30 protein-coding genes and 3 tRNA genes are annotated in these 24,118 nt (G+C 67.5%); 14 read left to right on the top strand and 19 right to left on the bottom strand.

Annotation, left to right across the window (positions count from 1 at the left end; genetic code table 11):
• Positions 1-25: 25 nt before the first annotated feature.
• From ACLJRL_RS23555 to ACLJRL_RS23575, 5 genes are all read right to left on the bottom strand, one after another.
• Positions 26-505, bottom strand: a complete 480-nt coding sequence (locus ACLJRL_RS23555; protein WP_410658425.1) for a carboxypeptidase regulatory-like domain-containing protein — start codon at positions 503-505, stop codon at positions 26-28.
• Positions 502-1,107 (bottom strand): RNA polymerase sigma factor, encoded by a 606-nt coding sequence (locus tag ACLJRL_RS23560; protein ID WP_410658426.1) that lies wholly within the window; start codon positions 1,105-1,107, stop codon positions 502-504. The genes ACLJRL_RS23555 and ACLJRL_RS23560 overlap by 4 nt, the downstream gene beginning before the upstream one ends.
• A 332-nt stretch (positions 1,108-1,439) precedes the next feature.
• Positions 1,440-1,607, bottom strand: a complete 168-nt coding sequence (locus tag ACLJRL_RS23565) for a hypothetical protein (RefSeq protein ID WP_410658427.1) — start codon at positions 1,605-1,607, stop codon at positions 1,440-1,442.
• Between the two features lie 116 nt (positions 1,608-1,723).
• Entirely contained in the window at positions 1,724-2,449 is a 726-nt protein-coding gene (locus ACLJRL_RS23570) for an SGNH/GDSL hydrolase family protein (RefSeq protein WP_410658428.1), read from the bottom strand.
• Between the two features lie 84 nt (positions 2,450-2,533).
• Positions 2,534-3,166 carry an NAD(P)-dependent oxidoreductase gene (locus ACLJRL_RS23575; protein ID WP_410658429.1) on the bottom strand — a complete coding sequence of 211 codons (633 nt, stop codon included), beginning with the start codon at positions 3,164-3,166 and terminating at the stop codon, positions 2,534-2,536.
• Between the two features lie 95 nt (positions 3,167-3,261).
• Here ACLJRL_RS23575 and ACLJRL_RS23580 point away from each other — a divergent pair, with 95 nt between their 5' ends.
• Positions 3,262-3,846: a TetR/AcrR family transcriptional regulator gene (locus ACLJRL_RS23580; protein ID WP_410658430.1), complete on the top strand. Its 585-nt coding sequence runs from the start codon at positions 3,262-3,264 to the stop codon at positions 3,844-3,846.
• 215 nt (positions 3,847-4,061) lie between these two features.
• On the opposite strand, the gene ACLJRL_RS23585 is transcribed toward ACLJRL_RS23580, so the two are convergent.
• On the bottom strand, positions 4,062-4,562 hold the full coding sequence (locus ACLJRL_RS23585) for a GbsR/MarR family transcriptional regulator (RefSeq protein WP_410658431.1): 501 nt from the start codon (positions 4,560-4,562) through the stop codon (positions 4,062-4,064).
• 94 nt (positions 4,563-4,656) lie between these two features.
• Between ACLJRL_RS23585 and ACLJRL_RS23590 the strand changes: the two genes are divergently transcribed.
• Both ACLJRL_RS23590 and ACLJRL_RS23595 read left to right on the top strand, forming a co-directional pair.
• The gene (locus ACLJRL_RS23590) at positions 4,657-5,553 is read left to right on the top strand and encodes an ATP-binding cassette domain-containing protein (RefSeq protein WP_410658432.1); all 897 of its coding nucleotides are present in this window, start codon (positions 4,657-4,659) and stop codon (positions 5,551-5,553) included.
• Positions 5,550-7,193 (top strand): ABC transporter permease, encoded by a 1,644-nt coding sequence (locus tag ACLJRL_RS23595; protein WP_410658433.1) that lies wholly within the window; start codon positions 5,550-5,552, stop codon positions 7,191-7,193. Before ACLJRL_RS23590 ends, ACLJRL_RS23595 begins: the two co-directional genes overlap by 4 nt.
• A 40-nt stretch (positions 7,194-7,233) precedes the next feature.
• Here ACLJRL_RS23595 and ACLJRL_RS23600 read toward each other — a convergent pair whose 3' ends face one another.
• From ACLJRL_RS23600 to ACLJRL_RS23625, 6 genes are all read right to left on the bottom strand, one after another.
• Positions 7,234-7,725, bottom strand: a complete 492-nt coding sequence (locus tag ACLJRL_RS23600) for a hypothetical protein (protein WP_410658434.1) — start codon at positions 7,723-7,725, stop codon at positions 7,234-7,236.
• A 36-nt stretch (positions 7,726-7,761) separates the two neighbouring features.
• Positions 7,762-8,106, bottom strand: a complete 345-nt coding sequence (locus tag ACLJRL_RS23605) for a hypothetical protein (protein ID WP_410658435.1) — start codon at positions 8,104-8,106, stop codon at positions 7,762-7,764.
• A gap of 104 nt (positions 8,107-8,210) precedes the next feature.
• Positions 8,211-8,759, bottom strand: a complete 549-nt coding sequence (locus tag ACLJRL_RS23610) for a TetR/AcrR family transcriptional regulator (protein ID WP_410658436.1) — start codon at positions 8,757-8,759, stop codon at positions 8,211-8,213.
• A gap of 63 nt (positions 8,760-8,822) precedes the next feature.
• Complete coding sequence (locus tag ACLJRL_RS23615) at positions 8,823-9,608, bottom strand: metal-dependent hydrolase (protein ID WP_410658694.1); 786 nt, start codon at positions 9,606-9,608, stop codon at positions 8,823-8,825.
• Positions 9,609-9,666: 58 nt separating this feature from the next.
• Entirely contained in the window at positions 9,667-10,020 is a 354-nt protein-coding gene (locus ACLJRL_RS23620) for an STAS domain-containing protein (protein ID WP_410658437.1), read from the bottom strand.
• A 210-nt stretch (positions 10,021-10,230) separates the two neighbouring features.
• Positions 10,231-10,539: a WhiB family transcriptional regulator gene (locus tag ACLJRL_RS23625; protein WP_410658438.1), complete on the bottom strand. Its 309-nt coding sequence runs from the start codon at positions 10,537-10,539 to the stop codon at positions 10,231-10,233.
• Between the two features lie 138 nt (positions 10,540-10,677).
• Here ACLJRL_RS23625 and ACLJRL_RS23630 point away from each other — a divergent pair, with 138 nt between their 5' ends.
• The 3 genes from ACLJRL_RS23630 (at position 10,678) to ACLJRL_RS23640 (ending at position 12,367) form a co-directional block, all read left to right on the top strand.
• The gene (locus ACLJRL_RS23630) at positions 10,678-11,094 is read left to right on the top strand and encodes an ATP-binding protein (protein WP_410658439.1); all 417 of its coding nucleotides are present in this window, start codon (positions 10,678-10,680) and stop codon (positions 11,092-11,094) included.
• A complete protein-coding gene (locus ACLJRL_RS23635; protein ID WP_410658440.1) occupies positions 11,091-11,864 on the top strand; it encodes a SigB/SigF/SigG family RNA polymerase sigma factor in 774 nt (257 codons plus the stop codon). Before ACLJRL_RS23630 ends, ACLJRL_RS23635 begins: the two co-directional genes overlap by 4 nt.
• A gap of 77 nt (positions 11,865-11,941) precedes the next feature.
• Positions 11,942-12,367, top strand: coding sequence for an ATP-binding protein (locus tag ACLJRL_RS23640; RefSeq protein ID WP_410658441.1), 426 nt, complete (start codon positions 11,942-11,944; stop codon positions 12,365-12,367).
• Here ACLJRL_RS23640 and ACLJRL_RS23645 read toward each other — a convergent pair.
• The gene (locus ACLJRL_RS23645; protein ID WP_410658695.1) at positions 12,336-12,821 is read right to left on the bottom strand and encodes a MarR family winged helix-turn-helix transcriptional regulator; all 486 of its coding nucleotides are present in this window, start codon (positions 12,819-12,821) and stop codon (positions 12,336-12,338) included. The genes ACLJRL_RS23640 and ACLJRL_RS23645 overlap by 32 nt on opposite strands.
• Positions 12,822-12,875: 54 nt before the next feature.
• Here ACLJRL_RS23645 and ACLJRL_RS23650 point away from each other — a divergent pair, with 54 nt between their 5' ends.
• Together ACLJRL_RS23650 and ACLJRL_RS23655 are read left to right on the top strand one after the other, a co-directional pair.
• On the top strand, positions 12,876-13,859 hold the full coding sequence (locus ACLJRL_RS23650; protein ID WP_410658442.1) for an aldo/keto reductase: 984 nt from the start codon (positions 12,876-12,878) through the stop codon (positions 13,857-13,859).
• A 38-nt stretch (positions 13,860-13,897) separates the two neighbouring features.
• Positions 13,898-14,533, top strand: coding sequence for a nitroreductase family protein (locus ACLJRL_RS23655; protein ID WP_410658443.1), 636 nt, complete (start codon positions 13,898-13,900; stop codon positions 14,531-14,533).
• Between the two features lies 1 nt (position 14,534).
• Here the strand turns inward: ACLJRL_RS23655 and ACLJRL_RS23660 are convergent, their stop codons facing one another.
• Together ACLJRL_RS23660 and ACLJRL_RS23665 are read right to left on the bottom strand one after the other, a co-directional pair.
• Positions 14,535-15,173 carry an alpha/beta fold hydrolase gene (locus ACLJRL_RS23660; protein ID WP_410658444.1) on the bottom strand — a complete coding sequence of 213 codons (639 nt, stop codon included), beginning with the start codon at positions 15,171-15,173 and terminating at the stop codon, positions 14,535-14,537.
• Positions 15,174-15,201: 28 nt separating this feature from the next.
• Positions 15,202-15,870 carry an HNH endonuclease family protein gene (locus ACLJRL_RS23665; RefSeq protein ID WP_410658445.1) on the bottom strand — a complete coding sequence of 223 codons (669 nt, stop codon included), beginning with the start codon at positions 15,868-15,870 and terminating at the stop codon, positions 15,202-15,204.
• Positions 15,871-16,022: 152 nt separating this feature from the next.
• Between ACLJRL_RS23665 and ACLJRL_RS23670 the strand changes: the two genes are divergently transcribed.
• On the top strand, positions 16,023-17,030 hold the full coding sequence (locus tag ACLJRL_RS23670) for a tetratricopeptide repeat protein (protein WP_410658446.1): 1,008 nt from the start codon (positions 16,023-16,025) through the stop codon (positions 17,028-17,030).
• A 160-nt stretch (positions 17,031-17,190) separates the two neighbouring features.
• On the opposite strand, the gene ACLJRL_RS23675 is transcribed toward ACLJRL_RS23670, so the two are convergent.
• Together ACLJRL_RS23675 and ACLJRL_RS23680 are read right to left on the bottom strand one after the other, a co-directional pair.
• A complete protein-coding gene (locus tag ACLJRL_RS23675; protein ID WP_410658447.1) occupies positions 17,191-18,084 on the bottom strand; it encodes an SWIM zinc finger domain-containing protein in 894 nt (297 codons plus the stop codon).
• A 16-nt stretch (positions 18,085-18,100) separates the two neighbouring features.
• Positions 18,101-18,763: an SDR family NAD(P)-dependent oxidoreductase gene (locus tag ACLJRL_RS23680; protein ID WP_410658448.1), complete on the bottom strand. Its 663-nt coding sequence runs from the start codon at positions 18,761-18,763 to the stop codon at positions 18,101-18,103.
• 46 nt (positions 18,764-18,809) lie between these two features.
• On the opposite strand from ACLJRL_RS23680, the gene ACLJRL_RS23685 reads away from it, so the two are divergent.
• A complete protein-coding gene (locus ACLJRL_RS23685; RefSeq protein WP_410658449.1) occupies positions 18,810-19,376 on the top strand; it encodes a TetR/AcrR family transcriptional regulator in 567 nt (188 codons plus the stop codon).
• Here the strand turns inward: ACLJRL_RS23685 and ACLJRL_RS23690 are convergent.
• Both ACLJRL_RS23690 and ACLJRL_RS23695 read right to left on the bottom strand, forming a co-directional pair.
• Positions 19,373-20,572: a hypothetical protein gene (locus ACLJRL_RS23690; protein ID WP_410658450.1), complete on the bottom strand. Its 1,200-nt coding sequence runs from the start codon at positions 20,570-20,572 to the stop codon at positions 19,373-19,375. The genes ACLJRL_RS23685 and ACLJRL_RS23690 overlap by 4 nt on opposite strands.
• A complete protein-coding gene (locus ACLJRL_RS23695) occupies positions 20,569-22,032 on the bottom strand; it encodes an AAA family ATPase (protein ID WP_410658451.1) in 1,464 nt (487 codons plus the stop codon). The genes ACLJRL_RS23690 and ACLJRL_RS23695 overlap by 4 nt, the downstream gene beginning before the upstream one ends.
• 167 nt (positions 22,033-22,199) lie before the next feature.
• On the opposite strand from ACLJRL_RS23695, the gene ACLJRL_RS23700 reads away from it, so the two are divergent.
• The 4 genes from ACLJRL_RS23700 to ACLJRL_RS23715 all read left to right on the top strand — a co-directional run bounded on the left by ACLJRL_RS23700 (position 22,200) and on the right by ACLJRL_RS23715 (position 24,023).
• On the top strand, positions 22,200-23,210 hold the full coding sequence (locus ACLJRL_RS23700) for a hypothetical protein (RefSeq protein WP_410658452.1): 1,011 nt from the start codon (positions 22,200-22,202) through the stop codon (positions 23,208-23,210).
• A gap of 516 nt (positions 23,211-23,726) precedes the next feature.
• Positions 23,727-23,801: transfer RNA gene (locus tag ACLJRL_RS23705), tRNA-Arg, on the top strand.
• A gap of 44 nt (positions 23,802-23,845) precedes the next feature.
• Positions 23,846-23,917: transfer RNA gene (locus ACLJRL_RS23710), tRNA-Gln, on the top strand.
• A gap of 16 nt (positions 23,918-23,933) precedes the next feature.
• A tRNA-Ser gene (locus tag ACLJRL_RS23715) sits at positions 23,934-24,023 on the top strand.
• Positions 24,024-24,118: the final 95 nt, after the last annotated feature.

The following is a 24,118-nucleotide window of genomic DNA, read 5'->3' on the forward strand; positions in this document are numbered from 1 at the left end:
GCCGCATAACGGAACAGCCGTCCGGTTACAGCACCACTGTCGGGGTCACGACGGTCCGCCGGCACGTCACGTCGCCGAGGTGGATCACGATCTGGGTCGTCCCCTGTGGAACGTTGTCCAGCACGAACCGGCCGCCCTCGTCAGCGGTGGTGGAACTCGTCCCGTGTTCGGCGACGCGGACTTCCACCCCGTACTCGCCGGCGGGCACGAGCCAGCCGTCGATCCGGTGCTTCTTGCCGATCTTGGTGAGGTTGATCATCACGGTCAGATCGCTGACGGTGAAGGTGATCGTCCCGGTGTCGCTGCCGCGTACACCCGCCGTCGCGTCCATCCGCTCCCAGCGAGCCACCTCGACGTCAAGGTTTTCGAGGGCGAGCGCGAACTGAACCCGCTGCACCAGGTCTCCCGGTGGCGGGTCCAGTTCGTCCATGAAACGCCCGATATCGGCCAGCAAGGCCTCATCGCCCGAGGAGGTCATCTCCCCCGGCGTCCCGAGGTCGTTCATCGGCTTCCCCCTTCATGGGCCAGCAGGTCGCGCATCGAATCGAGGCATCGGCCCCTGGTCGGTCCGACACTCCCGCGTGGCATGCGGAGTGCTTCGGCGACCAGTTGGTATTCGGCCCGCCCGGCGAGCACGGTCAGCCGGAGGAGCTGCTGACAGCGGTGCGGCAGCCGGAGGAAGGCGCGCCAGACCCGGCGATCCCGGTCGGCGCGGACGGCTTCCTCTTCGGGCGCGGGGTGGGTGCTTTCCATGCTCTCGGCCAGCTCGTCGGTCAGCGGAACGGGCTGAGCACGGCGGCCGAAGGGGTGCTGGGCCTCGCGTCTCGTCGTGGTGATCAGCCACGCGGCGAGTGCCTTGGGGTCACGAAGTTTTTCGAGCTGGCTGAACAGGGCGAGCCACACCGTCTGGACGACGTCCTCGGCGGTGAGGCGATCAAGCCCGTTCGCGCGTGCGACATGCCAGACGAGCGGCGTCAGCTCACTGACAAGCCTGTCCATCGCCTGGCGGTCACCGGCCCGCGCCGCCCGCATACAGGCAGCATGAAGATCGGCCCCGGTCAGGCCTTCCCATGGCGGGTCTACTTCGGTCGTTTGCACGTCGGTCACCGTATCTGCCCCACTTCGGACGTGTCTTCGTGTCGGCGCTGGCAGTATCGCGGGCCCTTCGGGGAGAAGGAGCGTGCAAGAGGCTCTGGGATACATCAGTTCACTAACTCTTTTGTCGGATTCGGACGTCCCCCATCGGTCAGGTGGGTGAAGAACAAAGGCACCGGCCGGCGCGAGTAGGTGTGGACTGCGCACCGGCCGGTCCTTTTTCCCTCCCCCCGGGCCCGCTCCCCAACGGGCCCGCATCCGGGCGTCCCCCTCCCCCGAGAGAGCACCCGGAGGTGATGCCCGGAGGCCCCCTCGGCTTCCGGACATCACCTGTCTGTGGTCAATCAGTTCACTGGCGGCTTGGTGCCGTGCGGGTCCCAGTTTCCGTCCGGGTTCGTGCCGGGACGGGGCGGGACCGGAACCGCGATCGGCCCCGGCTTCGGGGTCTCTTCGAGGTCCTCGGTGGCCGTGGCCTCGTCATCGACGGGCGCGGTGTTGGTCTCGGTCGTCATCGGGCATCCCTCATTTCCTCGACTGCTCCATAGGACGCAATGAGGCTGCCACCAGATACACGCAGAGCCAGCTTTTTCACAGAAATTTCTTGATTTGTGGCAGTCGAGTGACCTGATCAGCGGTTTTCCGGCCGAACAGTGTCACTGAGTAGCTGTCGGCTCACGTCCGCGAGTTGCTCGGCCCAGCGCCGGTAGCCCTCGGGGCCGGGGTGGAAGCGATCCTCGGCGAAGGTCCCGGGGTCCAGCATCGCGGCGGGCATCGGGACGTGGACGACGCCGGGCAGCAGCGCCAGCCGGACGGCCGCCGCGTCGAGGGTGGCCGACCGGGCGCCGAGGACGTCCCGCAGCGGGCGGGGCAGCGCGGGGAACCGGCCCATCGGCGGCACGCCGGCCAGAACCACCGGGATCCGGCCGGCACGGCGCCGGAGGGAGACGATCAGGTCGAGCAGGTCACGCCGGTAGCGCGTGGCCGAGTGCAGCTCGAGGGTGTCGTTGACGCCGAGCGCGATCACCGCGAGGTCGGCGGGTCCGAGCAGCGGGAGCAGTTCCTCGCGCACCACGTGCGCGTTGGCCCCGGTCTTGCCGATGGCCTGCCAGGCGACGGCGCGGCCGTCCCGCGCGAGTTCGACGGCGAGCCGTCCGGTCAGCGCCTCGGCGTGCGTCGCGGCCCCGACGCCGTCCACAGTGGACTCGCCGAGCACCGCGAGCCGCAGCGGGCGGCCCTCTCCCTCGACGAGGCCGGTCACCGGCCCGGCCGCGCCGGGCAGCCTGGGCGTCGTGCGGCGAACCCGGACCGCCTGAGCGAGGAGGATCGGGGCGAGCGCCACCGCACGACTGATCACGTCGTGACCCTACTTCCGCAAGTAGTCCTCTACTTGCGGAACGTTGCGCACGCAACAACCGCAACTAGAGGACTACTTGCGGGGTCAGCCGTGGGCGATCGACACGGTCTGACGGATGAGCGAGTCGTCCGAAGCCGCGCGAAGCAGGTAATCGGCGACGTCGGCGCGGTTGATCGTGAAGCTGCCTCGGACGTTGCCGTCGGTGCGCGCGGCGATCGAGCCGGTGTGCGGGCCGTTCAGCAGCCGCGGCGGGCGCACGATCGTCCAGTCGAGGTCGCTCGCGTTCACGATCCGTTCGGCGGCGACCATATCCGCGAAGTTGTGCTTGAGGACCCGGCCCAGGATCGGTTTGACGACGTTCCTGGTGAAGAAGGCGTCACCGTCGACGAACGGGCCGCTGGCACTCACCAGGAGCAGTCGCTTCCCGCCTGCGGAACGCATCGCGGCGAGGGCGGCGTGCGCCCCGTCGGTGACGACGGTCGTCGGCTTTCGGTCGTGTGCGCCGAGCGCCGAGATCACCGCGTCGCGCCCGGACACGGCTTCGGTCAGCGCGCCGTGCTCGGACAGCTTGGCGACGACGACCTCCAACAGGTCGCCCTCCGCGTTCAGCCGGGATGGGTCGCGGACGACCGCCGTGACGTGGTGGCCCGCGGCCAGCGCCTGCTTGACGACCTCGGAGCCGACTCCGCCCGTCGCACCGAGAACAGTGAGTTTCATGGTCGCGCCTTCCTGGGTTAGTGAACACTCACCCCTATAGTGAGTGTTCACTAACCACTTGTCGAGCGAACGCTGAGAAGCCCTCAGGAGCGAACATGGGAAGCCGCGAAGAAATCGTCGCCGCCGCGGCGAAGGTGATGCGCGAGCAGGGCTACGCGCACGCCACCACGAAGGCCATCGCGAAGGCGGCCGGCTACTCCGAGGCGTTGCTGTACAAGCACTTCAAGGACAAGACCGAGATCTTCATGAGCGTGCTGACCGAACAGCTGCCCGCGCTCGGCTCGACCTTGGAAGAGCTGATGGCGACGGCGTCCGACAGGCCGCTCACGACGAACCTGACCCGGCTGGCGCGGATCACGCTGTCGTTCTACCTGGAGAGCTTCCCGATCGCGGTGTCGCTGTTCTCGTCGCGCGAACTGCTCGCGACCCATCGAGAGCGGGTCGCGAGCAGGCAGGCGGGGCCGAACGTCCCGCTTTCGCGCGTCACCGAGTACTTGGACGCGGAGGCCCGGCTCGGCCGCGTCCGGCCGGACGCGGACCTCGACGCGGCGACATCCTTGCTGCTCGGGGCGTGTTTCCAGTACGCGTTCCTGGCGTCTTTCGAAGACCGCGAACCGGCGGACGCGGAGTTGGACGAGTGGGCCGGACGGCTCGCGACGACCCTCGCGCGAGCGCTCTGACCGCAGTCGCGAAGGCAAGCGCACGGACTCGTGAGTGATTTGGGTCGTTCAAACGACCCAAATCACTCACGACTCCCCGACCGAACGGCTACCGGCGCACACTCAACGTCCCACTCACGACCACCTGGCCACAGCTCCGCTGCGGCCACCTTCAGGGAAACGCAAGTAGAGGACTAAACGCGGGTTGGCTCTCAAGCGACACGTCCGGATGCCGACTACTTGGCTTTTTCCGCTCGCATCTCGTGCCACTTCGCGTACATGTCGTTGAGTTCCTTGATCATGAAGCTCAGGAAGTCCCGCATCTCGGCGACCCGCTCACCCGCCGGGGTGCCCGCCCCGAGTGCGTCGACGCCCTCGTCGGCGGCGTCGCGCCACAGGGTGATCATGCGGTCGCGTTTCATGAAGGTGGCGTACCAAAGGTCGTCGAAGAGCCGGTAGTGGTCGCGGCGCGAGCCGGGCTCGCGCTCCTTGGCGACCAGGCCGATCTGCTCCAGCCACCGCACGGCTCCCGAGATCGCCGCGGGACTCACCGAAAGCTGGTCGGCCAGTTCGGCCGCGGTCAAGCGGCCGGCGTCGGTGGTCATCAAGGCGGCGAACACCCTGGCCGGCATCCGCTGCATCCCGATCTGGGAGAGCGTGATGCCCAGGTGCTCCACGTAACGGCGGACGGCGTCCTCGTCTCTCTGGGTGCTCGGGGCACTCTCAGGCGTCGTCATGAGCACATCCTCTCGTACGTCCCCCAGAACGATCACACCATCCATACGTTTTCTTAACTTCACAACTTCATGAAATCACTGTACCTTCAGATTCATGGAAAACGCCATCTCCATCTCCGGCCTCCACAAATCCTTCGGTCGGACCAAGGCTCTCGACGGCCTTGACCTGCAGGTACCCGTTGGGGAGGTGCACGGCTTCCTCGGTCCGAACGGCGCGGGGAAGTCGACCACCGTCCGGGTCCTGCTCGGCCTGCTCCATGCAGACTCGGGCGACGTCCGCCTGCTCGGCGGCGACCCCTGGAAGGACGCGGCGAGCCTGCACCGGCGGCTCGCCTACGTCCCCGGCGACGTCAATCTCTGGCCCAACCTCTCCGGCGGCGAGGTGATCGACCTGCTGGGGCGGCTGCGAGGCGGGCTCGACCAGCGCCGCCGCAAGGACCTCATCGAACGCTTCGACCTCGACCCCAAGAAGAAGGGGCGCACCTACTCCAAGGGCAACCGGCAGAAGGTCGCCATCGTGGCCGCGCTGGCCTCGCACGTGGACCTGCTGATCCTCGACGAACCGACCTCCGGCCTCGACCCGCTGATGGAAGCCACCTTCCAGTACGCGATCCAGGAGGAGCGCGAGCAGGGCCGCACGGTACTGCTGTCGAGCCACATCCTGGCCGAGGTCGAGGCGCTCTGCGACAAGGTCAGCATCATCCGCAACGGGCACACCGTGGAGAGCGGCACCCTGGCCGACCTGCGGCATCTCACCAGGACGTCGATCTCGGCCGAACTCGCCGGTCCGCCGAACGGGCTGACGAACCTCGAGAACATCCACGACCTCAAGGTCGACGGGAACCGAGTCCGCTTCGACGTCGAAACCCGTTCGCTCGACGAAGCGCTGCGGCAGCTCACCCAGGTCGGCGTCCGCAGCCTGACCAGCCAACCGCCGACGCTGGAAGAACTGTTCCTCCGTCACTACACCACCGAAGCGAGCGCGAAATGACCGCGACGCTCCATCGTCCCGCGCACGCCGTCGTGTCCGGACCGGGGCACGGCCTGGTCGGCACCTGGCAGCTGACCAGGCTGGCGCTGCGGCGCGACCGGATCATCCTGCCGATCTGGATCGTCCTGCTGGGGATCATGCCTTCGACGTCGGCGGGCACGTTCGAAACGCTGTACCCGACGGCCGCGGAACGGGCCGGGCTCACCACGAGCATGGGCGCCAATCCCTCGATCGCGGTGATCTACGGACCGGCCTTCGACCTCTCGTCGGCGGGCGGGTTCACCGCCTGGCGGCTCGGCGGGTTCCTGGCGCTGATCGTCGCGCTGATGGCCGTCTTCACCGTCACCCGGCACACCCGCGCGGAGGAGGACTCGGGCCGCGCCGAACTGCTGGCGTCCGCGGTGGTCGGCCGGTACGCGGCGCTGACCGCGGCGGTGCTGGTCACCGGCGGCGCGAGTGTCCTCATCGGACTGATCGAGACCGCGCTGATGATCGGCGCGAAGATGCCGTCGGCGGGCGCGATCGCGCTCGGCGCCGCGACCGCGCTGACCGGCCTGGTGTTCACCGCGATCGCCGCGGTCGCCGTGCAGGTGGCCGAGTATTCGCGGACGGCCAACGGGATCGGCGCCACCGCCGTCGGGGTCGCGTTCCTGCTCCGCGCGGTCGGCGATTCGACGGCCGACGCGCACTGGGTCTCGTGGCTGTCCCCGATCGGCTGGGCGCAACAGGTGCGGCCGTTCGCGGACGAACGCTGGTGGGTTCTGCTGCTGCCGCTCGCCGCGGCCGTGGTCATCGGCGGCGTCGGCTACGCGCTGATCCCGCGGCGCGACGTCGGCACCGGCCTCATCCCACCGAAGCCAGGCCCCGCCGAAGCCGCGGCGTCGCTGCGGAGCCCGTTCGCCTTGGCATGGCGGCTGCATCGCGGGCCGCTGGTCGGCTGGCTGCTCGGGACGGCGGTCTGCGCCGCGGTGTTCGGCTCGGTCGCGAACGGGATCGGCGACATCGTCGGGCAGAGCGAGCAGGCGCGGGAGATCTTCCAGCGTATGGGCGGCACGGACGCGCTGGTCGACGCCTTCATGGCGGCGATGACCGGCATGTTCGCCATGGTCATCGCGCTCTACGGGGTGCAGGCCGCGCTGCGGATCCGCACCGAGGAGACCGCGATCCGGCTCGAACCGCTGCTCGCGACGAGTGTCGGCAAGCTGCGGCTGCTGGGGAGCCACCTCGTGTTCGCCTTCGGCGGCACCGCGCTGATGATGGTCGTCAGCGGTGTCCTCTTAGGACTGTCGAACGGGCTGCGGTCCGCTGACGTCGGCGGCTCGATCGGTGACCTGGTGGTCGCCTCGCTCGCCCAGTTGCCGGCGGTGTGGGTGATCGTCGGCCTCGCGGTGACGTTGTTCGGCCTGGCGCCGAAGGTCTCGGCGGCGGCTTGGGCGATCGCCGGGATCGCGTTGCTGCTCAGCCTCTTCGGCCCGGTGCTGAACCTGCCGGAAGTGGTACTGGACGCCTCGCCGTTCTCGCATGTTCCGAAGCTGCCCGCCGCGGAGTTCACCGCGACACCGCTGATCTGGCTCACCGCAGTGGCCGCGGTCGCGCTGGCGGCCGGGCTCATCGGCTGGCGACGTCGCGACGTCGGTTAGGTCTGCACTGCTCTGAAGCCGCCCCCACCGAGGGGCGGCTTCAGCGTTGTTGCCGTACTTCGCCACCCGGCAGGACGACCAGTTTCGCGACCGGAACGCCACCGCCGCATTCCTCGCCCGCCGGGTAGGCGAGCACCGGCGTCACGTCGAGGACGTGGGGTTTCCCGTCGTCGAAGGTCACCGTGGTCTTCACCGGCGTGAACGGCAGGCCCTGGACGGGCACGGACCCGTACTTACCGCCGGTGGGCACCGCCTGCGCCGAGCAGACGCCGTCCGGTTCGTCGCTCGTGCAGCCCTGGTCCTCGGACTTGCTGGCCGGGAACAGTTCGACGGCTTCGGTCACGCATTTCCCGCCCCAGCACAGCTCCATCGACGCGCGGCTGATCCCGGCGACCGCCTCGGGTGGGACGTCGAGCGAAATGCCCTCCATCAGGGCCATGGCGGGGCACTGCTTGCCTTCGCCGGAGCCGGAGGACTGGCCGCACGCGGTCAGTGTCGCGAGCAGGAACACGAAAACGGGTAGGCGCCGCATACCGGCCAGACGACACGAAGGGCCGCCGAGGTTGCATCACGGGCGACGGAAGTCCGGAATCGAACTGGGCGGGGGCACGGAAGTGGTGGTCGACGACGACGTGGTGCTCGGCGGCGGGGACACGGTCCGCGTCACCGTCCGGGGTGACGGCGTGCTGGTGCGGGTCACCGTGAACGGCTCCGGGATGACACCTTGCACGGTGACCGTGACCGGGCCGACGGAGCGGGAAGTCGTGGTCGGCGAAGGAGTTGTGCCGACTTCGTGGACGCGGGGCGAGGGCTCCCGGTTCGCCACGAGAAGGGCGGCGACGAGCAGCCCGGTGGCCAGGCCCGCGAGACCCGCGACCGTGATGGAACCGGTGGTGGGACCTTGATCGAACATCCGGCACCCCCTCGCCATGCGAAGCGCAGGTACGAGGACTACTCGCGTTGATCTTACGTTCTGTTACGCAGCGTGCAACTTGAGTGGAATGTGCGAAGGACGTCTCACGACGCTTTCCGGAGGCCGTCGACCACGACCCGCACCAGGTAGCGGCTCTCCGGCGAATACCGTTCCGCGGCCAGGCAGCCGGCGATCAGGGCCCGCAGGTCGTCGCCGTCGATGTCCTCGCGCACCGCGCCCGCGGCCTGTGCCCGCATGAGCAGGGCCTGCAGCGCCGCCCGGAAGTCGGTCCCGGCGCCGGCCTTGAAACCGAGCCCGGTCGTCTCGGCGAGCGCGTCGCAGAGGGCGCGGTTGAGGGAGGCCTGTTTGACGACGCGCCTGAAGAAGTCGAAGAACGCTTCGCCGGGGTCGTCGGCGCCGAGCAACACGCGCGCTTCTTGCGCGAACTGCTCGATGCGGTCCAGGACGACGGCCTGGAAAAGCGCTTCCTTACTGGGGAAATGCCGGTAGACCGTGCCGGCGCCGACACCGGCGATCCGGGCGATCTCGTCGAGGGGGACGGCGAGGCCGTCGACGGCGAAGGCCTCCTCGGCCGCCGCCAGCACCTTCGCGCGGTTTCGACGCGCGTCGGCACGCAGCACTGGCTTGTCCACTGTTCTCTCCTCGCAACCGGGCCCGGCGTTCCGATTCAACGCCGGGGACGGCGAGGGCATTCCTCAGGAGCCCGCGGTCTGTGCCCCATCCGGCGTGAGCAGGCCCTGCACGGTGTCGTAGAGGTACTCCCAGACGCCGGGGATCAGCAGCACCGCGGCGATCGCGAACACCGGGAAGATCAGCCGGTTCTCCACGTTCTTGCCGGTCCGGAAGCGCAGCGGCTTTGGCGGCCGGATCTCGTACCAGGTCTCGCCGGCGATCGGGATCGGGAACAGGAACGGGCAGCCGGACTCGGTCAGCGCGTCCCCGAGGCAGTGCACGAAACAGCCGGCCGCGACGGCGATGCCGAGCCAGCCGGAGATCTCCACGAGTTGTGCCGCCTTGTCCGGCGGCGCGGTCCACACCCACCACCCGACGGCGGCCCCGCTGACCGGCAGGAGCCAGTCGCCGAGCGCGCCTTCCGCGAGCAGCAGGCCCAGGACGACGACGCCGAACACGGCCCAAGGTCCGCCTTCGGTGGTGCCCCAGGACGTCAGGAAGCCGAGGCCGACGGCGAACAGCACGGTATGCGAGAGGTGCCGGTGCTTACCGGTGACCTTCTCGTCCCGCGGTCCCTTGGTCAGCGCGTAGATAGCCGCCGAAACGCGGCGAAGCAGCCAGGAGATCGCCCCGGTGAACCAGCCCAACAGCCTCGACGCGCGGGCGCCGGGGTGGTCGAGGTCGGGAAGGAGCGCGAAACCGGCGGTGGTGGCCGCGAAAACGACCGCTTGATGCACAGTTCCCGCCCCGACGGCAGGAGCGAGCGCCAAGCCCGCGCACCAGCCGGTCAGGGCGTGAGTCCGCCCCATCATCTGCTTGCCCCCAGGGTGTCGTGGGCCGGATCCGGCCCACGACCGTAGCGGGGCGTCAGGCGGGGGGCTCCTCCGACACGCTGAGGTGCTCGGCGACGCCGGTGAGCTCGATCACTCGGCTCACCTGCGGGCTGGGCACGACTTCGAGTTCGAGCTTCTTCTCGGCGGCCTGGCGCTGGGCCTGGAGGACCACGTTCAGCGCCGAGGAGTCGAAGAAGGTCACGCCGGTCAGGTCGGCCACGACCCGGCCCGACGGCTTTTCCGTGATCAAGGCCGCGAGGGTCTCCTGGAGCTGCGGGCTCGTCAGCAGGTCGAGCTCACCGGTGACCACCACTCGCGGTTCCGAGGCGCCGGAATCCAGCGTGATGCTGAATCCGGGCGGCGTGGTGTTCTGCTCCGCTGCGGGCATGCACATTCTCCTCATCAGGTGAGAAACCGGCGCTCAGCCCCGGTACTCGCCCGTGGTCTCAAGCCTGCCACCGTGCCTAAGTCCGGACACGGACGCACGCTCTTCCTCGGCGGGTGCTGTCCCCGCAACGACAGCCCCAACCCTAACCCAGTCCGGACAAGGCGCCGCGATCGCCGTCGCGCGCGTCGCCGACCGGTGCTCGCCTTGCGCTCAATGCGCGGTCAACGTCTGGCGCCCGGCACGACGCTCGCGCAGGAAGAGTTCACGGCGCTCGATCTCGCCGAGCCCGCCCCAGATTCCGTACGGTTCCTGCACCGTCAGCGCGTGCGTGCGGCACTGCGCCAGCACGGGGCAGGTCTGGCAGATCGCCTTCGCGCGGGTCTCCCTGCGCTCGCGGGCGGATCCGCGCTCGTTGTCCGTGTGGAAGAACAGGCTGCTGTCGGCACCCCGGCACGACCCGCTGAGCTGCCAGTCCCATTCTTCTGCCACCACGTTGGGCAGCCGGCTCACGTCAGCCATGTCGGTCCCCGCCTTTCCAGGAGATCGATCACCTTGTCGCCCGTTACATGCCCGCCGCCCGTGCGAGTCAAACGTGGGTTTGGTTTGCTCACACCCAGGGCATCTGACGACGGCAGCGCAGGGAGAGAGGAACAACACGTGGTGGACAACACCCCGCCCAGCGGGGAGGGCGCTCAACTCATCGAGGTACGTACATCGGCGGTGCCGCATGTCGTGCCGACTCTCCGGACGATCGTGGCGGATATCGCCATGCGCCAGGACTTCGATCTGGACGCGGTCGAGGACCTCCGGATGGCGGTGGACGAGGCCTGCTCCATGCTGCTCCCCTCGGCCTCCGACGGCCATCTGACCTGCGTCTTCTCCTGGAAGGACGGTCGGATCGAGGTGACCGTCTCGGTGCTCTCGGACTCCCCGGAGCCCGACGACGAGACGGGTCTGTCCTGGCAGCTGCTGACCGCGCTGGCGACCTCCGCGCGGCGGAGCGTCACCCCGGCCGATGGCGGCTATCTGTCCAGGGTGGAGCTCGTCCGGGAGAGCGAGGCGGCCCGGCCGTGACGGAACCGGTCGAGCAAGACGGCCTCGATGTTCCGGCCCTGTTCGAGCGCATGTGCGCGCTGCCCCAGGAAGAGCCCCGGCGTGAACAGCTGAGGGACGAACTGGTGCGCGCGCATCTGGAACTGGCGCGCAACCTCGCGCGCAAGTTCCGTAACCGTGACGAGTCGATGGAGGATCTGGTCCAGATCGCGACGATCGGGCTGATCCACGCCGTCGACCGCTTCGATCCCACCCAGGGCAGCGACTTCCTGGCCTTCGCGGTTCCGACGATCTCCGGCGAGTTGCGGCATCACTTCCGCGACAACAGCTGGTCGGTCCGGGTCCCGCGACGGCTCAAGGAGCTGAACGCGAACATCTCGGCCGTGCGCGAGGAGCTGACGATCCGGCTTTCGCGCGCGCCCAAGCCCACTGAGATCGCCGCGCATCTCGGCGTCCCGGTCGACGAGGTCTTCGAGGGCCTGCGAGCCGGCCAAGGCCGGTACGGCGCCTCTCTGGACAACCTGCTGGAGAACTCGGCGCACACCCGCTTCGGCGAGCAGGACGCCAACCTGAGCCAGGCGGAGCTCCGGGAGGCGCTGCGCCCGATGCTGGAACGGCTGCCCGACCGCGAGCGCAAGATCGTCGCGCTCCGGTTCGGTTCCGGGATGAGCCAGTCGGATATCGCCCGCCGTGTCGGGGTTTCCCAGATGCAGGTGTCCCGGCTTCTGACCGCCACCCTCAAGAAACTGCGTGAAGGACTGACCGAGACGGAACTCACCGACGGAACCTGATTCGACCTTCACCCTTGTGGGTATCTGGGAGACGAACAGCGGATCTGGGAGTCTCTCGCGAGGGGAGGTACGGAGCCATGACGATGTCCAAATTGCGATCGGAGGGCTCGTTGCCGGTGGTCTCCCTGCCGTTGCCCGTGGATGTGACAGCTCCGGCTGTCGCACGGCAAGCGGTGCGGGCGACGCTGGCGAGCCTGGGTCTCGACGACCTGGCGATCGACGATGTCCTGCTGGCCACGTCCGAGCTGGTCACGAACGCCTTCGAACATGGTGAAAGCCCGGACAAGCTCGAGGTCGAATACGGCGACGACAGGCTCACGCTGCGGGTCTTCGACTCCGGCACGGACCGGCCCAGGCTGAAGGAGCCGGCGCCGATGGCGGCGCGCAGTCGCGGCCTGCAGCTGGTGCACGCGTTGTCCGAGGACTGGGGACACGAGCTGTGCGTGGGCGGCAAGTACGTCTGGGCGGTCTTCAGCCTTCCTCGGCGCGACGTCGGGCACTGAGGGCTTCGGCGCCTTCCTCGGTCTCGCCGATCCGCTCCCGGAGCGACTTCCGCTCCAAGGCCTCGACGGCGGCGACCAAGACCTCTCGTAGCGGGTAGGGCAGCTCCGCTTCCAACCGCTCGGTGGCGGCGATGGTCGCCGCCCACTCGGCCTCGAGCGTCGGCATCAGCCGCTGCGTCTTGTCCGTCAGCGAAACGATCCTCTGCCGGGCGTCCCTGCCGGGCCTCAGCGTGACGAGGTCCTGGCGCGCCATCTGCGCGATGGTCTGGCTGGCCGCGGAGTGCGTCACCCCGACCTCCGCCGCGAGTTCGCGAATGGACAGTGGCCCGCGCGCGACGATCGCGCGGACGACGGGGGTGAACCTCGGCCGGTAGTCCCCCAGCCCGATGTCCGCGAAGAACGCGGAGACGTCCGATTCGGTCAGTTCGAGGACATGCCTCAGCAGCGTGCCCATCCCGCGTTCCCTCGGTGGCCTTGCCATCGCCGGAGCATAACTAGGATCGCGATCATGGAGACACGGAAGATCGCCCGGCTCGGCCGCGACGTCGGCGTGGTGGGACTCGGCTGCTGGCAGCTCGGCGCGGACTGGGGCACCGTCGACGAGGCCGACGCGCTCGCCGTCCTGCACGCCGCGGCGGACTCCGGGACCACTTTCTTCGACACTGCCGACGTCTACGGCGACGGCCGCAGCGAGCGGCTCGTCGGCCGGTTCCACGCGGAGCGCGCCGACGAGAAGATCTTCGTCGCCACCAAGATGGGGCGGCGGGCCGAGCAGCTGCCGGAGAACTACGTCGCCGAGAACTTCCGCGCCTGGAACGACCGTTCCCGGGCGAACCTCGGCATGGACACGCTCGATCTCGTCCAGCTCCACTGCCCGCCGACGCCGGTGTACTCGTCCGACGCGGTGTACGACGCCCTCGACGCGATGGTCGACGAAGGCCGGATCAAGGCGTACGGCGTCAGCGTCGAGACCTGTGAAGAGGCGCTGACGGCGCTCGCGCGGCCGAACGTGGCGTCGGTGCAGATCATCCTGAACTGCCTGCGCCTCAAGCCTCTCGAACAGGTTCTCCCCGCGGCGGAGAAGGCGGGCGCGGGGATCATCGCGCGGGTCCCGCTCGCGTCGGGCCTGCTTTCGGGCCGCTACACCGCTTCGACCACCTTCGGCGAGGACGACCACCGCAACTACAACCGCCAGGGTGCCGCTTTCGACGTCGGCGAGACCTTCTCCGGTGTCCCGTTCGACGTCGGCCTCGAAGCGGTGGAACGCCTGCGCGGCATCGCCGGGGCGGACCGGGCACTCGCTCAGTTCGCGCTGCGGTGGATCGTGGACCGGCCCGGCCTCAGCGTCGTCATCCCGGGCGCGCGCAACGCGGAGCAGGCGCGGGCGAACAGTTCCGCGGCCGATTCGGCGCCGCTTTCGCCCGAAGCCGCGGCCGCTGTCGAAGAGGTCTACGACGAGCTGCTGAAACCGTTGATCCATCCGCGTTGGTGATCTCGGCAGAACCCGGCTCTCACCGACATAATCTCGGCATGACGCCTGAAGAGCTGCTGACGACCACGCGAACCGTCCGCAAACGCCTGGATCTGGATCGGCCGGTCCCGATCGAACTGGTGAAACATGCCCTGCAGGTCGCGCTGCAGGCTCCGAGCGGATCGAATACGCAGCGCTGGCACTGGCTCGTGATCACCGATGCCGGGCAACGGGCCGAACTCGGCAAGCTGTACCAGCGGGCCTGCCGCGAATACCTGGATTCACCGCACGCGGCCGGGAAGCTGTTCGCGGACGACCCGCAGCGCTCGAAGGTGCAGCAACGCGTCGGGTCGAGCGTCGAGTACCTGGCCGGCAAGATGGGCGAGGTCCCGGTGCACGTCGTCCCGTGCCTGGAGACTCCGGGCGCCGACCTGCCCGCCGGCAACCAGGCCGGGCTGTGGGGGAACCTGCTACCCGCGGTGTGGAGCTACATGCTGGCGGCGCGGGCGGTCACGCTCGGCACGGCGTGGACGACGCTGCACCTGGCGTACGAGAAGGAGGCGGCGGAGATCCTCGGCCTCCCCGCCAACGTGCACCAGGCCGCGCTCATCCCGACGGCGTTCTACACCGGCGACACGTTCAAGCCCGCGCCGCGCCGGCCGCTCGACGAGGTCATGCATCTCGAGCGCTGGTGATCTAGAGGTAGGACTCCAGGCGGTCGGCCAATTCCCGGGGGTGGCTCAACGCCACGGAGTGGGAGCCGTCGATCTCGTCCGGCGCGAAACCGAGCCTGTCCTGGACGACCCGGCGCTGGAACTCCGGCGGGAAGAACTGGTCGTCACGGCCGATGAGCACCTTCGTCGGCACGTCCGGCCACATCTGAAGCGGCCACGGCTGCCCCCACTCGGCGCTGACCTGGTTCCGGCCGTGCGAGCCCGCCTCCGCGACGAGGTCCGCGGGGACACCGTTGAAGAACTGCTCTTCTTCGGTGAGCCCCGTGGCACTCTCGAATCCCGTGTTGCCCCACCAGTCCCCCGGTGATTCACCCGGCTTCGGGATCATCGGCGTCAGCAGGACGAGCAGCCGCGCCGAGTGCTTCCCGGCGACCAGCGGCGCGGTGAACCCGCCGTAGGAATGGCCGAGCACGACCAGGTCGTCGTGGTCGCCGATCGCGTTCGACACGGTCTCGACGTGCTCGGCGAAGCCTGCCTTCTCGTCTTCGATCGGCAGGTCCACCGAGACGACGTGGTGCCCGCGCCCGGTCAGTTCCGCTTCCAGGAGGTGGAAGTCCCAGGCGCTGCCGCCACCGCCGTGGATCAGTACGAATGTCCCCATCGGCCCAGCTAAGCCGATCGCGGCGGGATCAGCAACGACCGAGCATGCTCTCGAGCGCGGTCTTCTCGGCGGCGGTGATGGTGAGGCTGTAGTGGTGCTTCACGGTGATCCAGTCCGTCGCGTAGGTGCACCAGAACGAGACGAGCGGCGGCTTCCACTGGTCCGGCGCCTTGTCGCTCTTCTCCTGGTTGACGTTGTCCGTGACGGCGAACAGCTGCGGGCGGGTCAGGTCGTTCGCGAACTCGCGCCGCTTCTCGTCGGTCCACGCTTTCGCGCCGCTGACCCAGCTCTGGCCGAGCGGGACCATGTGGTCGATGTCCACGTCGGACGCCTGGGTCCAGGTCTCGCCGTCGTAGATGCTCGTCCAGCTGCCGGACGTCGGGGCGCAGTCGGCGCTCGTCTTGACGTCCTTGCCGTCGCGCTTGAGGACGAACTCGCGCGTGTTGCAGTTGTTCCCCTGGTTGTCCCAGTGCGGGTACTTCTTCCGGTCGTACCCGTCCATCGTTCCGCGCGCGGCGACGGTGAGCTCGCCGAGCTGCTGACGCGCGTCGGCGGCACTGGCGGGGTTCGACGGCGCCGGCTGCAGCGCGTCGCCCTTGCCGGACACGAACCAGAACACCGCGAGCACGACGGCGAAAAGCGTGATCAGCAGGAAGAGTCGCTGCGCCGTGGTCATCTGCCGGGTACGCGTGGCCACCGCGCGATTCCTCTCGACGGGGATGGGAGCCCGAGTATCGCCGCGCCGCGCCGGAAACCGGGTGCGACACGGCGATGACACCGCGTAATTGTTGTCACAACTGGGCTCTGATCAGCGATTATCTGTGGACGCTGCCGGAAGGAGCGAGGCTTGTGGCCGGCGAAAATCGCAAATGGAACACCCGGGTCGACGATTACCTGAACCGGAAGGCCGCGGAACGCGGGCACGTGATCGCCATGGCACGTATGGGATCCACGGCTCTGGAGCGCGGCGATCTCGACGACGCCGAGGCGTGGTTCCGCAAGGCCGCGGCGGGCGGTGACCGGGTCTCGATGAGCAACCTGGCGCACCTCCTGGTCGAACGTGGCGTGCCCGAACAGGCCGAACGTTGGTACCGCGAAGCGGCGACCGCCGGTGATTCGCATGCCATGGCGCTACTGGGAAACATGTGCGCGGAGCGCGGGAAATCGGACGACGCGGAGCAGTGGTGGCGGCGGGCCGCGGCCGAGGGCCGGGTCGAGGCGATGGCCGAACTCGGGCGCCTGCTGCACCGGCGCGGCGAGACGCGCGAAGCCGAGGGCTGGGCCTTCCAGGCCGCCGAAGCGGGCAACGTCGAAGGGATGATCACGCTCGGCGCCCTTTTGCGGGATTCCGGCCGGACGCGGGAAGCGGAACCGTGGTGGCGCAGGGCGGGCGAGGAGGGCGACGCGTCCTCGCTGAGCAGGCTCGGGCACCAGGCCGAGCAACGGGACGACCTCGCGCGGGCGGAAAGCTGCTACCGCGCCGCCGCGGCCGCCGGGGCGCCCGAAGCGTCCGTCCGCGTCGGCCTGCTGCTGCACCGGCGCGGTGAACTCGACGCCGCCGAACGCTGGTATCTCAAGGCCGCCAAACGGGGCGACGCCGCGGCGATGACGAACCTCGGCGTCCTGGCCAACGACCGCAACGACCTCGGCGAAGCCCGTGCCTGGTACCGGAAGGCCGCCGAACTCGGCAGCGTGCCCGCCTATACGAACCTGGGCAGGCTCGCCGCCGACCGCGGCGACTTCCAGGAGGCCGAGCACTGGTTCCGCGCGGCCGCCGACACCGGCGATCAGGCCGGGCAGCGGGATCTGGACGAGCTGTACCGCAACAACGGGGCCCGGCATCGGCAGCAGTTCTAGGCTGTGTCCTGTGAGTCTGTTCGATGGGCTTCGTGATCCAGGTGGTTCCTGGCGGTGCGGGCGGGTCGCCCTCGTACCGGGTTGTACTCGGGCGCATCCGCCCGTGCCGTCAGGGACCGCCTGGGCGCGAAGAGCGCGAACTTGACTTACAGGACACAGCCTAGGAGCTCCAGTTCCGCATCGCCGCGAAGCCTTCGCGCAGCCGCTGGAGTTTGCGGCTGCGCGTCGGGTCCTCGCCGTCGTCGAGCCGCCACCGCTCCTCGACGCCGGCGCGGACCGCCGCGAGCCCCTCGAAGCCGAGCCCGCCGGTGAAGTCCGCGATGCTGACCTCGATCCGGCCCGAACCGTCAAGATCCAGCCGTAGCAACCATTCCGCGAGTTCCTTGGGCTCCGGCGGCGAGTCCGCGCAGACGTCCGCGTACAGCGCGAGCGCGGAGCGGGCCTCGTCGCCAAGCGTGCCGAAGGAGTCCTCGACGAAGTCCAGCGCCTCCACGACCAGCTCGACGATGCGGCACAGCAACGGCCCGTCCCTGACCTCGCCGGCCGTCACGAGCACCTCTCGCACCTTCGCGACGTACGCGAGCGTGCCCTGGAAACCGACGAAACCCCGCAACCGCAACGTTCCCTCGACATGCCGCCGCAACACGTCGACGTCGTCCCGGCCGGCCTTGAGCGACAGCTTGCGGAAGAGGACGGGATCCTCGTTCGCGTGCCCGACCAGCAGGTCGATCAGCTCGGCGCGCTCCAAGGACTCCACGTACCCGCGGATGTCGGCCGCGCCGCCGTCCGCCGCGCCCTCGAGGACGAGCAGCCCGACGGCCACGCAGTGCTTGCAGAAGAAGCCGTCCGCCGCGTGCGGGCACGTGCACTCGCCCACCAGCTCGCCGTCGACGTCGCGCAGCCGGACGATGTACCGGTCGGTGCCGGTGACCACCGCCGTGACCCCGCCCGCGACGTCGTCCAGTGTCTCGACGGCCTCCAGGTATTTGGCCCCCCGCGCGAAGGACATGTCACCGGCCTGACCGCGGAGGTCGTCTTCGCTGAACCAAGTCACCGGGCCATTCTGCGCCTCAGGTTCGCGGCCCGAGGAACAACCCGCCGCTCGCGTCCAGAACCTGTCCGGTCACCCAGCGGGCGTCGTCGGAAGCCAGGAACGCGACGACGTCCGCTATGTCCTCTCCTGCGCCGAGACGTCCCTGCGCTGTCGTTCCGGCGATCATGGCCTCCAGCTCCGGAGTGAAGATCGCTTCGTTGTCCGCGGTCCTGGTCGCGCCCGGCGCGACGACGTTGACCGTGATCCCGCGCGGCCCGAGCTGCTGGGCGAGCGTGCGGCTCATGGTCTCGAGCGCGCCCTTCGTCATCGCGAAGGAGGTTTGAGCCGGGTTGGCCATCCGCGTCGCGACGGAGGAGATGTTGACGATGCGCCCGCCGTCGCTCATCAGCGGGAGTGCCCGCTGGATCAGGAAGTACGGCGCCCGGACGTTGACCGCGTGAAGATGGTCGAATGCCTCGGGCGTGTCCGTCTCGATGGGCCCCGCCGGAGGGGCTGCGGCGTTGTTGACCAGGATGTCGAGAGTTTTGATGCCCTCCATGGCTTTGTCGACCCCGTCCATCGTCGAGAGGTCCGCCCGCGCGCTGGAGTGCTCGATGACTTTGACGCCATCTCTCTCCAGCCTCCGCGCGATCGCCGCCCCGATCCCCCGCGAGGACCCCGTCACCAATGCAGTCTTCATACGCACCCCAGATGTTAGTGACTAACACTTTGATAGTGTCTACCACGTGAACCTCCGAGACCGCCAGCGCGCCGAAACCCGGCTTCTGATCCAAAAGTGCGCGATCCGCCTCTTCGGCGACGCCGGCTACGACGCGACCACCGTCAACGACGTCGCCGCGGCGGCCGGCGTCTCGGCGATGACGGTGTACCGGCACTTCCCGACGAAGGAGGACCTGGTCCTCTACGACGAGTACGACCCCGTGACCGCCTCCGCCGTCGCCGCCCAGCCCCCTGGTCGCCTGTCTTCGCGGATCGGCCGCGCGCTTGAGGAGACCGCGGCTCTGGGCTCCTCACAGGAGAAGGCGTTCCTGCTGGCACGGCTGCGGCTGATGATCTCGGTGCCGGCGCTGCGAGCGCGGCATCTGGACAGCCAGTACGCGACGGCCGATGCGATCGTTTTGGCCCTCGGCGGTGCTTCTTTGGGTGCCGACGAGGAGTTTCGGGTGCGGGCCACCGCGATGGCCTGCCTCGGGGCGGCGCATGTGGCGCTGATCCGGTGGGCTGAGGGTGACGGGGAAGCGGACCTGGCGGGGTTGATCAGGACGGCGCTGGGAAGCGTCTTCGGAGACTAGCCGGCCAGCCAGCTGGTGATAATCCGCTTCAACTCTTCCTTCAGGTGCTCAGGCGCGCAGTACGTGAGCCGGCCCGCGAAGGTGTGTCCCACTCCCAGTTTTGGCGCCGCCTCGATCGGCGCCACGACAAACGCCTCGCCTTCGTCGATGAGCAAAGTCTTGGCCTCGACCAGGTAGGCCAGCGCTTGGTCGTACCCACTACGCAAGTACGCACCTTCGTCGCTGTACTTGCATTCGATGACCACACCACGGCGTTTAGCGTGATCTACCAAGAACAGGTCAGCACCCCGGACATAGCCGGGTTGAGCCAACCCCTTGGTTGCCTCGACATACGGCTCGTCATTCCCCGTCGATCTCCAGATCCCTGCGGCCTCGAACCACAGATCCCACGGTGCAGTACCGGGAACCTCCACCCGGAACGCGGGACCATGAGCACGCCCCGCAAGCGGGCGCGTACTAATTGGCCTGCACCCGTGATTCCGCAGGGCGCCAAGCATTGTTCCCAGCACACAGAGGTGGAAGAGCCGCCACCTGAGGTCGTCATCAGGAGTCAACAGTTCCGCGGCCAGTCGGGCAAGATCGTTGGTATCTTCCTGGCGAAGCGTGTTGGAGAGATCTCCGACCACCCGCCAGAGCGGCCCCGAGCGTCGAATCCCTTCGATCATCAGCAAATCTGGGGGCTCAGGCACGACAGCTTGAAGTTCCGGCCTCGTGGCGAGTTTCGCGAGGGTGTCCAGCTGGGCCTGCACCTTGTCGCCGATCGCCGGCCGCATCTTCTTCGCGTGTCGATGCACTTCCTGAAGACGCTCAACTGTCCATCGCAAGCTGCTCAACAGCTCGTCGTCTACTCCACGTCGCCGGACTCGCCCGGAGAACTCTGCCGGTGGCCACCCCTGTCGCCGAGTGTTAGGCCAGTTGATAGCACCCCTCGGGGATCGACTACGCACTGTTTCTGCTTGCGTAGCAACAGGTAAGACGTTCAACCAGTCTTGAATATTCTTAGGCAGCCGCTCAATGAGAGCTCGACACTGCTCGAAGAGAATGAGATGCGCTCGGTACTCAACGTGCTTCTGAGTCCACTCGAAATCATCCTCGCTGAGGACTGCGGCCAGACCGGCATACAGCTCCCCTTTGCCAGACCAACTACGGAAAAGCTCCGCAAGGCCGTCCTCAGGAAAGGACAGCTTCTTCGTCATCGAAGAGCCTTCAGGTGGTTCAGCAGCCAAGCCCACTGATCGCCCAGTACGTCACCCGCACCCAGTACTTCCCCCAACCTGGCCAAGCTGATTCCGTCGTAGCTAGCAAGCCAGGAACCCATGCCTGCCAGGTAACCCTCAGCAACTAGCTGCGCGAGGTCGGAGTCAGGTTCTGCCAGCAACCCTGCAGCCACATAATCCGAAACGTCGAGGAGCGCGGCCGGCCCCATAGGGTCCAAAACATCGACCTGAGCTGCGTAGATACGTTCCAGGATGGAGCGTAGGCGGCCTGCCTGTGGCTCTGGGACCGGTGTATCAGCATCGCTGAGCCTGTTGCTCAGCGCTGTCGAAAACTCAGCAGCCTCTGGTGCTGACACCGGAACATGACCGAAGCGCCGACCGAGCGCCTGTCCGAACCTGAACACGCGCTGCGCATCGACCGCGTTGTAGGTACCGATGAGACGCCAGTCAGTCCCGGCAACGTAATAGATCGGCTCGGTAGACGGACCTCCGGACCGGAGGCGCTCTTCGCCGACTACAACACTTTCAGGATCCGAACCCCACGTAAGGATGATCGGACTGGACTTCGGATCCGCGCTGACGCGGCCAACCACAACTTCCTTACCGGAAAGCCACGTGAGCAGTCCGCCAAAGATCCGGTCCAGATCAGCCCGGTTAGCTTCGTCGAGGACCAGCCACTGGTCCTGTGCGATGGCTTCCAGCACGTGACCGGGGCTGAACCGCAAATGCCCCTCGTCGTCAACTGTGTCGCCACCGACCAGATCTCGAGTAGTCCACGACTCGTCCGGCGTCACGATGAGCGGATCGTGAATGAGCCCCATACCGAAAGCCTCGGGGCTCTTGCCGATCTCCTCAATGAGCTCACCAACCAACTGGGTCTTTCCAGTGCCAGGCGGCCCCACCAACATGACTGATTTGCTGGACCGCACCGACAGCCGAAGCATCCGCCGAATACGTTCGTCGATGACCAACGGATGCGAAGGAGCCCTTACCTTTCGGCCTGTAACCACGACACGTTCCAGCTTCATCTCAAAGAACTTGGCCACCTCTTCAGCGGACGTGATCTCGGCTCCGCTCTGCATGCCAATCCACTCGACGTCCCAGCCGGAGTCACCCCGGCCGAGCAGAAGCGCCGCGGGGGTATCACTTGAGCGCAGGTACTTGCGAAGTTCTGCAACAGCTCGGTCGGTATCGGCCGAAGGGACGACCACCGCCACGAGCTCCGCGTTGTCGACCCGCGTTGATCGCCTCAGCTGACCGGCCAACTCGGCCGCCCTGCCGATTTGAATTGCTGCAACGCGAGTCGCTCGTATGACGGCAACGCCTGCTAGGTAGTACTCGAGACGCGAGAACTTCGTCCCGCTCGATGAGGTCAGGTCAACCTCATCGAGGCCGTCTCGGAGCAGCCTCTCAGGCGTCCATTCCGCCGCTTCAGTCATGAGACCTGAAGGTACCGGCGAGTGCTTGGTCCGACATCACGCCACGCGCAGTGACAGGGCCGCGACCACGCTCACCTCAATCGTGGACACGCTTCGTGTCACGAGTTGCACGTACGCAACCTTCGCACCACTACACTCAGTCGTCTGCGTCACACGGAGGGGTGGTTGTGGACGAGAACGGCCTGCACGAGCAGCTTCGCCAACTTCACATCGACAAGGTCGAAGGCAAGCTCGCGTTGCATAAGCCCTTGTTGTTGCTCTGGCTCTTCGGCCGGTACCTCGACGAGCGTTCGTCCACCGTGACCTTCGAAGCTGCGGAAGCGCCAGTTGATCAGCTGATCACTCAGTTCAGCCCGCGGAAGGTGTCAGCAGCACAGCCCTTCTGGGAGCTCGAACGAACGCTGTGGACACCGGAGGACAGCAGCCGATCGCCGCTGGCGGACAACCAGTCGCGTTCAGGGCAGTGGTTACGGGACAACGGCGTACGCGGGAGTCTCCGCGACGAAGTGGTGGACGTCCTCGATGAACCTCGTGGCATCTTCTCTGCGGCTGAAGCGCTCTACGAATACTTCGACGCCAACATCGTCAGCACGCTCCGTAGCGCCGTCCGACTCGTCCCGCCAATGCCTCTCCGGGCTGCCGCTTTGAAGCGCGAAACGCCAGTCACGACCACGAAGCTGCCCAAGGCACCGCGAACCAAGAACCAAGAGGTCCCCATCGAGTGGGAGCGCTCGGTTCGTGAGGCGGTCTTCGAGTGGCTCAAGGACCTGAGGGCGACGAACGGTGGCCCGATCCCGTTCGCGCAGCTGACCAACTTCATCTTCGAAGGTACGCGCATCGCGATCCTCAATCCGCAGTCTGGAATTCACAAGCCAGCAAAGCTCGGCAGCGCCCTGTCGATCAAGACGGTCTTCCGGCGGCCGAGCGAAGTTCGCCCCTACGAAGACGAGCTAGACGAAAAGGGCCGCATCCTTCGCTACAAGTATCGGGGCGAGGACCCTCTCCACGCTGATAACGTCGCCCTGCGAAACGCGATGGAACAGAAGCTTCCCCTGTTCTGGCTTAAGGGAGTCGATCCCAACGCGAACTACGAAGCACACTTCCCCTTATGGCTGACCTCAGAGCGGCCAGAGCAGCACCTCTTCGAAGTGTCCTTTGATGGACCGCCAAAGGACTAGCTGCCCACACTCTGATCGCTGCGCCACAAACGCGTTGCACCGCGCTGCTACGTCAGTCATAGTTAGGTCACTCAACCAGCCACAGGAGCAGTCATGACGAACGTGCACGAGCGAAAGGCGCAGAGCCGGCAACCGGCCATCGCGCTCGCTGCCGCATGTCCGTCACACCATGGCTGGCGATCCTCATCCCGGCCTGGCCAGCGGGTTCTGGCCTGCGAAGGCTCCCCATCATGACGCCATAGCGCTCGTCATGCGAGGGAGCCGCCCCATCGGGAAACCGATCCGGGCGGCTTCTCTTTTTGGTGCGCCAAAAGCAATTTCTTATCGGCGAGCCAGGGAAGCGGAACGGCCTCCAAAACCGTATCCAGGGGGTTCGACTCCCTCCGCCGGTGCTCGACGCTGCCCAATTCAGCGTGAACCTTGATAACCGAAGAGTCTTTTCTCAAAAGCTCGTCCCCGTCGCCGAATGAGGCGGCCAGGCCGAGCGCCGGTGGAGGCGTCCTGCGTCTTCACCTCGCCCCTGTAGCTCAGCTGGAACAGAGCGCCGCACTACGAATGCGGAGGTCCCAGGTTCGAATCCTGGCAGGGGCACTGGCCGGCGTGTCCGAGGGGGATACGCCGGCTGACGGCACCTTTGCCCGTTGGTCCAGTGGCACGGACACCGCGCTTTGGACGCGGAGACCGAGGTTCGAATCCTCGACGGGCAGCGCAGTACAAGCAGTTGGAGGGCTGGCCGAGTGGCAAGGCACCGGATTGCTAATCCGTGGTCCGGGACTTGGAGTTCCGGCGCGCGTTCGATCCGCGCGCCCTCCGCGTACGAACGAGGTGGAGCATGGCGGTCTGTGCAGCGCTCTGATGGGCAACGGACCAGGTTCGACTCCTGGCACCTCGACAGCACAACTGGATAG

The organism is Amycolatopsis sp. lyj-112 (genome assembly GCF_046549055.1).
Classification (GTDB): domain Bacteria; phylum Actinomycetota; class Actinomycetes; order Mycobacteriales; family Pseudonocardiaceae; genus Amycolatopsis.